The sequence below is a fragment of the Flavobacterium sp. genome (assembly GCF_031381455.1).
In the GTDB taxonomy this organism is placed as follows: domain Bacteria; phylum Bacteroidota; class Bacteroidia; order Flavobacteriales; family Flavobacteriaceae; genus Flavobacterium.
Genome location: NZ_JANMXZ010000018.1, coordinates 1 through 8,139 on the forward strand (window position 1 = coordinate 1; position 8,139 = coordinate 8,139).

Here is an 8,139-nt window from a genome sequence, read left to right on the forward strand (position 1 = left end):
TAATTGGTAAAGAAAATAAAACCTTCTTCATTAAACTTTTTCAAAAGTACCACTCGCGATTTCGGAAAACCGTCTAAGCCAATTGTTGCAATAGTCATGGCATTGACCTCTTCTACTCCACCAAAATCCTCGGTTTCGTGAAACCATCGGTTGAATAGATTAATAGGATCTTCCGGAATATTAGTTTCGAGAAGTTCGCTTTTTTCGTATGATTTTCGGTAGTTGCTTAAGTCTTTCATCATTAGATTGTTTAACCGCAAAGTTCGCAAAGTTTTTCGCAAAGTTCGCAAAGTTTTTATAAGTTGTTTACAATTCTTAGGATTCCTTTTTTTAATAAAACTTCATTTTTATCATGAACTCTTTTTTCTTTGCGAACTCTGCGGTTAAAAATTCAAAGTTAAACCTTTGTATTAAAAATTGCATACCTTTCATTACATTTGACAATATGAGAGCATTGAAAATTGTTTTTTGGACACTTTATCGCGTTTGGTTCTATATTTTAATGGCGATTCCCATAATTGTCATGTTCCCGTTTCTTTTTATTTCAATTCTTAAAGAAAAATGGTATCCTTATTTTTTTGTGATGGCCAGAATTTGGGCTAAAGTCATATTGTTTGGTATGGGTTTCAGAGTAAAACTGGAAACTCAAGAAGAAATCATTGAAGGCAAAAGTTATATGTTTATTGCCAATCACACTTCGATGACGGATATTATGCTGATGCTTTCGGTGGTAAAAAATCCTTTTGTTTTTGTGGGTAAAATGGAATTGACCAAGATTCCACTTTTTGGATTTTTCTATAAAAGGACTTGTATTTTGGTGGATAGAAGCAGTTCAAAAAGCAGAATGGCAGTTTTTGAAAGAGCGCAGAAAAAAATTGACCAAGGATTTAGCATTTGTATTTTTCCGGAAGGCGGAGTTCCCTTTGACGAATCAATTGTATTGGATGAATTTAAAGACGGCGCTTTCCGATTAGCGATTGACCATCATATTCCGATTGTCCCGCTTACTTTTGCCGATAACAAAAAACGCTTTTCTTATACTTTTTTTAGTGGAAGTCCAGGTTTGATGCGTGTAAAAATTCATCGCTTTTTCGATACTAAGATTCAAGCTTCCGATTATAAAAAGACTATTAAAGCTGAGGTTCGTCAAGTTATTTTAAAACAACTTCAAGAATTTAATCCATAAAAAAAAGAGTCCCTCCCGAAACTTCGGGATTAGGACTCTTTTCTGTTATTACTCGGAAGCAATAACACCTTCTAACTAATTTTAAAACTAACCTTAACTAAAACCTGTAGCTAATTCCGCTGTAAATCCCAAAGATATAAGGCTTGAAATTACCGGCGTTTGAACTAAAGGTATTCATTTGATATTTTACTGTTGGCTCTAAATTGAATTCAAAAGATTTCATAAAACCATATTTTACTCCCAATCCCAAATTGGTGCTGAAATGGATATCGTTTAAATTATTTGCTTTTCCGAGCAACACATCTCTGTCTTCTGATACAATTGAAATGCTATTGTCTTGTAAAAAAAGTGTGCTGAATCCACCAATAATCTTTATGCCGAATTTTTTATCAAAAAGAGAATATGTCATTTCGACAGGCATTTCTAAATAACCAATTTCCTGTTTCAGATAACCATTGTTTTCATGTATAAGGGTATTCTCAAAAGGCAACAATCCAGTTTCTGATGCTGTATTCAAGGCTCTATTGCTTGGCGTTTCTACATGTATCATCAAACTCGAAGCCGTTGGCGAAACATTGGCTAACATCTTAGCTTGAAGTCCGGTAAAGAACACAATGTCATTAGTATTATAGCTTATATTGACTTTGTTTAAGCCAGTTCTAACGGTTAATTTTTTATTTACAACATAACTTACACCAAGTCCGAAACCGACATTTGTGTTATACGATTTTGAATTTTTGGTAAGCGTTGAATCAATTGGCGAACCATTTGAAATTGAACCCAAAAAAATAGGGGCAACATTTGAAGTGAGTTGCCACCTATTTTTCTTAGATTCCTGCTTTAATTTGCTTTCTTTTTCATTAAGCAATTCTTCCAATTCATTATTAGCGACACTTTTGTTGGAAGCTGTGTCGTTTACTTTCTTTTCAATTTCTTTTGTTGCAATTTTTGAAATACCATCTCCTTTTAAATCATCAAGATTGATGTTTTTATTCTCAATTGATGTTTTATTTTTTTGTTCAATAGTTGTTAGTTTTCCTTGACTCGTTTGTTCGTCTAGTTTGAGAACGAGACTCGGGTCTTTTTCAACTTTCGATTGATTGCTGTTTGTCTTTTGAGCTACTTGGTTTTGAGATTTTTCAAAAACAGATTCAGAATTTGAGGTCTTATTTTTTTCAGAATTTGATTTGTTTTTCAAAGAACGATAATTGGACGACTTTCTATCAGCAACGGCAGATTTTGGAGAATAGATAGTTTTTTTAGTTTTATTTTCTGAAGCGGTGTTGTTTTTCACTTTATCATCAGTATTCGCAACAGCATCAGAAACGGAACTATTATTTTTCAATTCCTTTTTATTTGCAGCTTTTGTATTTGTATTACCGGAATTATTGTCATTTACAATAGCACTTTGCTTCGCCGGTTCGCTAAAGCTCGGGTCGGCTTTAATTTTACCATTATTTTTATTTACATCTTTCGTATTTGGGCGTTCTGTTTTGTTAGAATTGGTCTCGTTTACAACCGAATTTTCGGTTCTAATTTTTGGATTGTAAATCGATTTCGAGATTAAAAATCCAAGTAAAAAAACAGCAGCAACACCTGATAATTTCCACCAAAACGGAATTACTCTTCTTTTCTTTTTTTGATCGAGTTTTGCTTCAATATTTCCCCAAATTTCTTCCGAAGGAGTTACTTCGAAATCTTTGAATTTTTCTTGAAAAAGGCGATCTATGTTTTTTCTTTCACTCATTTTGCAGAAGGAAACGTTTTATTTAAAACATTTTTATGTTGTTCTATTTTTTCTTTTAAAATCATTCGCGCACGAGATAAATTTGATTTGGATGTTCCAATATTAATGGAAAGCATTTCAGCAATTTCAGCATGCGAATAATCATCATTTACATAAAGATTGAACACTAATCTGTACCTGTCGGGCAATTCCTGAATAATCTTTAGCAAATAATCTAATGATATATTCTCGTCATCAATTTCAATCTCGCAATCATCCGGAACATCTTCGTTTACTAAACTTAAAAAAGTCTGAGTTCTATATTGCTGTAAAACATTGTTAATCATAACCCGTTTTAGCCAACCATCAAAAGAACCTTTAAACGAATATTGCTCAATTTTATTAAAAATTAATATAAATCCATCTTGTAAATTGTCTTGAGCCTCAATATAATTGCGTGAATATTTTAGGCAAGCTGCAAACAGTTTTGGCGAATACAATTTGTATAACTGTTCTTGTGCTTTTCTATCATTGTTTTTGCAATCATTTATGAGTTGATTTAAATCCAATTTTCAAAAATTGATTGTTATTTAATTCGTCACAGGCACTTCATATTCTAGAAAAATATCATTGCCTTGGTTATCTTTTCCTTGATAAAATTTAAAAATATAGGTGCCATTACTTGTTACATAGAAATTAAAGGTATAGGTAGAAGCGCCATCCGCAGTACTCAACTCTTGACAATTATTTCTTTGCTCTACAACATTTTCAACCGCAATAGTCCTTACGTTTAAATCTTTTTCATAATACAATGAACTAAAGTGATAGCAACTTGTTGGCACGGTATAATGCACCGTTATTGGGTAGGTTTCTCCCAACGTAAATTCGGCAGGAATGTCAATACTTTCTATTGGTATTAATCTGTAAGAATATTGAGTATCATCACCCGGTGAACAAGAATTTAATATTAATAACAGAGCGAAAAGAGAAACTATTTTTTTCATTACATAAAAGATTTGTTGTTATGATACTTTTTTATAAAAAGGGTTGCGTTAAGGTAATAAAAAAATCCCGTTTCGTTTGCCGAACGAGACGGGATTTTTAGTTTGTTAAGCGTTACTTGCTTTAATATGATCTTTAATTTTCTGTTCTAATTCATCGGCTAATTCCGGATTGTCTTTTATCAAGACTTTAACCCCATCTCTTCCTTGCCCAAGTTTTGTATCGCCATAGCTAAACCAAGAACCTGCTTTTTTGATGATTTCAAACTCAACAGCCAAATCCAGAATTTCTCCTGTTTTAGAAACGCCTTCGCCATACATAATATCAAACTCTGCAGTTTTAAAAGGTGGTGCTACTTTGTTTTTAACCACTTTTACTTTGGTTCTGTTTCCAATTACGTTTTCACCATCTTTAATTTGAGAAGAACGGCGAATATCTAAACGAACAGAAGCATAGAATTTCAATGCATTTCCACCGGTTGTAGTTTCCGGGTTTCCAAACATAACACCAATTTTTTCTCTCAACTGATTAATGAAAAACACGGTGCAATTTGTTTTGCTTATCGTTCCGGTTAATTTTCTTAAGGCTTGCGACATCAAACGAGCATGCAATCCCATTTTAGAATCACCCATTTCACCTTCTATTTCGCTTTTCGGAGTCAACGCCGCAACCGAGTCAATAACAACGATGTCAATAGCACCGGAACGAATTAAGTTCTCTGCAATTTCCAAAGCTTGTTCTCCATTGTCAGGTTGAGACATAATTAAATTCTCAATATCTACGCCTAATTTTTCAGCATAATTTCTATCGAAAGCATGTTCCGCATCGATAAATGCTGCAATTCCACCCGCTTTTTGTGCTTCGGCAATGGCATGCAATGTTAAGGTTGTTTTCCCCGAAGATTCAGGGCCATATATTTCAATAACTCTTCCTCTTGGATAACCATTTACGCCCAAAGCTAAATCTAAACCAAGCGAACCTGAAGGAATAGTTTCTACTTCTTCGACTGCTTTGTCTCCCATTTTCATTACGGTTCCTTTTCCGTATGCTTTGTCTAATTTATCTAGCGTTAATTGTAATGCTTTTAATTTGGCTTCTTTTTCTGAACTCATTTTTTCTAAATTTTGTGGCATAAAAATAATGCTTTTTTTGATGTTATAGGATACAAATCAGAGGAGTTTTGAACAAATTATTTTGACACTTTGATTATCAATAAAGATATATGGGTTTGATTTTAAACAGGTATACTAAAAGTGTATATTTTCTTAAAATTTTAAAAAGTGTTTTTTAATCTTTTTTTATATTTCATCCCCTTGATTTTTTATATTTTTGTTCTCTATTTTTAAATTATGGAAAAGCTTATTTCATATCCAATTTCAGTCGTATACTATCTTTGTTTTGGATTGTGTTTGGTTATTTTTCATCCTATTCAATGGATTTGTTTCAATGTTTTTGGCTATCAGGCGCATAAAAAAAGTGTTGACTATTTGAACTTTTTTTTGACCAAATGCACAAACATTTTAGGGACAAGATATACTTTTGAAAACAGAGATACTATTCCAAAAGATGTCCCAATTATCTTTGTTTCCAACCATCAAAGCTTGTATGACATCATTGGGATTATATGGTATTTACGACGTTTTCACGCCAAGTTTGTCAGTAAAAAAGAATTAGGGAAAGGAATTCCAAGTGTTTCGTATAATCTGCGTCATGGCGGTTCTATTCTTATTGATAGAAAAGACCCAAAGCAAGCCATTCCGCTGATAAAAGAACTGTCAGAATACATCGAAAAGCACAAACGCTCTGCTGTCATTTTTCCGGAAGGCACCAGAAGTAAAGACGGAAAACCTAAAGAATTTGCACAAAGTGGCTTAAAAATCCTATGTAAATATGCGCCTTCGGCATATGTTGTTCCAATTACTATAAATAATTCGTGGAAAATGGTTAAATTTGGAGTTTTTCCAATGGGTTTGGGGAATCATTTACAATTTATAATTCACGAAGCTATCTCTGTAAAAGACTTCTCTTTTGAAGAATTGATGGAGAAAACAGAAAAAGCAGTAATACAATCTATTAAAATTTAAACAATGTCAACACAAAATATTCGCCTGGAAGTAATGCAATTTCTAGAAAATAAAGTAGAAGGTTTCATGGATGAGTTCTTGATTCCTGTTGAAAAAATTTGGCAGCCATCAGATTTCTTACCTAATTCTGAAGATGAAAATTTCTTTGAAGAAGTAAAAGAGCTAAGAGAAATTGCCAAAGATTTACCGTATGATTTTTGGGTAACACTAGTAGGAGATACCATTACCGAAGAAGCTTTGCCAACCTACGAATCTTGGTTGATGGATGTTGATGGTGTTGGTCAGGTTGAAAATAATCCTTGGAGCAAATGGGTGCGTCAATGGACAGGTGAAGAAAACCGTCACGGCGATTTGTTGAACAAATATTTGTACTTATCAGGGCGTGTTAATATGCGTGAAGTTGAAATCACAACGCAGCATTTAATCGCCGATGGGTTTGACATTGGTACAGGACGCGATCCATATAAAAATTTTGTTTACACCAGTTTCCAAGAATTGGCCACATATGTCTCGCATAATAGGGTTTCACAGATAGCAAAACAATTTGGTGATAAAAAGTTAGCAAAGATATGCAAGATGATTGCTGGTGACGAAATGCGTCATCACCATGCCTACAGCGAATTTGTAACTCAGATTTTTAAAGTTGATCCAAGCGAAATGCTATTGGCTTTCAACTATATGATGAAACAAAAAATTGTAATGCCTGCTCAGTTTTTAAGAGAATCAGGCGAAAAAATAGGCGCTGCCTTTTTAAATTTTTCAGATTCGGCACAGCGAATTGGAGTTTATACCGCAGCTGATTATGTGGATATTATGCAGAAGCTAATAGAGAAATGGGAAATAGATAAACTTTCAGGCTTGACAGACGAAGCAGAAAAAGCGAGAGATTATCTAATGAAATTGCCAGCCAGAATGGCAAAAGTTTCCGAAAGATTAGTGATTCCGGCTGAATCGACACTTTTCAAATGGGTTGAACCTGCGATGATTAGATAATAGACCCGAGGCGTAGCCGAATTGTATGGAGCGTAGCGGAATAAAAAAAGAGAATACCTGCCTGCCGCAGGCAGGGAAGATAGACATAAATCCTTTCTGAAAAGAGAGGATTTTTAAATTAATAATGATGTCAATAATTGATAAAACGATTCATTTTGTAAAAGAAAAATTAGAAAATGCCGAAGGCGGACACGATTGGTTTCACATTGAACGCGTTTACAAAAATTCACTTTTAATTGCCCAAGAAGAAAATTGTGATTTAACCGTTGTAAAACTTGGCGCGCTACTTCACGATATTGCCGACAGTAAATTCCACGATGGTGACGAAACTGTTGGTCCAAGAACCGCTCAGGCTTTTTTAGAAAGCGAAAATGTTTCCCAAGAAACAATCGTTCACGTGATAAACATCATTGAAAATATTTCGTTTAAAGGTGGAAATTTCGGGCAGCAATTTGACTCGAAAGAACTGCGGATAGTTCAGGATGCTGATAGATTGGATGCCATTGGTGCCATCGGAATTGCAAGATGTTTCAATTATGGAGGCTTTAAAAACAGAGCGTTATATAATCCGGCAATTCCACCAAAATTCAATATGAGCAAAGAAGAATACAAAACTTCCGAATCACCAACATTGAATCACTTCTACGAAAAGCTTCTTTTGTTAAAAGACAAAATGAATACGCCTTCAGGTAAAAAAATAGCCGAAGCACGACATCAATACATGGAAAATTTCCTTTCGCAGTTTTATGCCGAATGGAAAGGTGAGAAGTAGTGTTCAGTGTTCAGTTTGCAGTGTTCAGTTGTTTTACCTGACTGAAAACGATTTATTTTCCTTTAAAATCTGCTTTTCTTTTTTCTAAAAATGCGGTAGTGCCTTCCTTAAAATCTTCGGTGCCAAAGCATTTTCCAAAGTTTCTAATTTCGGTATCAAAACCATTGACGCCATCTTTATAATTAGCATTAATCGCTTTTATCGCTTTACCGATTGCAACAGGTGAATTTCTCATAATTTTGGATGCGATGCCTTTTGTGAATTCTAAAAGTTCAGCTTGTGGCACAACATGGTTCACTAAACCATAATTTTTTGCGGTTTCAGCATCAATCATACCGGCTGTCATAATCATTTCCATAGCGCGACCTTTTCCAAC

Annotated in this window: 10 protein-coding genes; 4 read left to right on the forward strand and 6 right to left on the reverse strand. The window is 34.2% G+C overall.

Going from position 1 to position 8,139, the window contains the following annotated elements; genetic code table 11:
• Positions 1-239 (reverse strand): pyridoxamine 5'-phosphate oxidase family protein (locus RMN97_RS05340; protein ID WP_309613490.1); only part of this gene is annotated, 239 nt, incomplete at its 3' end.
• Positions 240-445: 206 nt separating this feature from the next.
• On the opposite strand from RMN97_RS05340, the gene RMN97_RS05345 reads away from it, so the two are divergent.
• Positions 446-1,186, forward strand: coding sequence for a lysophospholipid acyltransferase family protein (locus RMN97_RS05345; RefSeq protein ID WP_309613491.1), 741 nt, complete (start codon positions 446-448; stop codon positions 1,184-1,186).
• A gap of 97 nt (positions 1,187-1,283) precedes the next feature.
• Here RMN97_RS05345 and RMN97_RS05350 read toward each other — a convergent pair whose 3' ends face one another.
• The 4 genes from RMN97_RS05350 to recA form a co-directional block, all read right to left on the reverse strand.
• The gene (locus RMN97_RS05350) at positions 1,284-2,933 is read right to left on the reverse strand and encodes an outer membrane beta-barrel protein (protein ID WP_309613492.1); all 1,650 of its coding nucleotides are present in this window, start codon (positions 2,931-2,933) and stop codon (positions 1,284-1,286) included.
• Positions 2,930-3,481, reverse strand: coding sequence for a sigma-70 family RNA polymerase sigma factor (locus RMN97_RS05355; RefSeq protein WP_309613493.1), 552 nt, complete (start codon positions 3,479-3,481; stop codon positions 2,930-2,932). The genes RMN97_RS05350 and RMN97_RS05355 overlap by 4 nt, the downstream gene beginning before the upstream one ends.
• Positions 3,482-3,502: 21 nt before the next feature.
• Positions 3,503-3,916 carry a hypothetical protein gene (locus tag RMN97_RS05360; RefSeq protein ID WP_309613494.1) on the reverse strand — a complete coding sequence of 138 codons (414 nt, stop codon included), beginning with the start codon at positions 3,914-3,916 and terminating at the stop codon, positions 3,503-3,505.
• 105 nt (positions 3,917-4,021) lie between these two features.
• A complete protein-coding gene (gene recA / locus RMN97_RS05365) occupies positions 4,022-5,026 on the reverse strand; it encodes a recombinase RecA (protein ID WP_309613499.1) in 1,005 nt (334 codons plus the stop codon).
• 237 nt (positions 5,027-5,263) lie between these two features.
• On the opposite strand from recA, the gene RMN97_RS05370 reads away from it, so the two are divergent.
• The 3 genes from RMN97_RS05370 (at position 5,264) to RMN97_RS05380 (ending at position 7,763) form a co-directional block, all read left to right on the forward strand.
• On the forward strand, positions 5,264-5,998 hold the full coding sequence (locus RMN97_RS05370) for a lysophospholipid acyltransferase family protein (protein WP_309613495.1): 735 nt from the start codon (positions 5,264-5,266) through the stop codon (positions 5,996-5,998).
• A 3-nt stretch (positions 5,999-6,001) separates the two neighbouring features.
• Positions 6,002-6,991 carry an acyl-ACP desaturase gene (locus tag RMN97_RS05375; RefSeq protein ID WP_309613496.1) on the forward strand — a complete coding sequence of 330 codons (990 nt, stop codon included), beginning with the start codon at positions 6,002-6,004 and terminating at the stop codon, positions 6,989-6,991.
• A 124-nt stretch (positions 6,992-7,115) separates the two neighbouring features.
• Complete coding sequence (locus RMN97_RS05380; RefSeq protein ID WP_309613497.1) at positions 7,116-7,763, forward strand: HD domain-containing protein; 648 nt, start codon at positions 7,116-7,118, stop codon at positions 7,761-7,763.
• Between the two features lie 52 nt (positions 7,764-7,815).
• On the opposite strand, the gene RMN97_RS05385 is transcribed toward RMN97_RS05380, so the two are convergent.
• A partial coding sequence (locus RMN97_RS05385; protein ID WP_309613498.1) for an enoyl-CoA hydratase-related protein occupies positions 7,816-8,139 on the reverse strand: 324 nt, incomplete at its 5' end.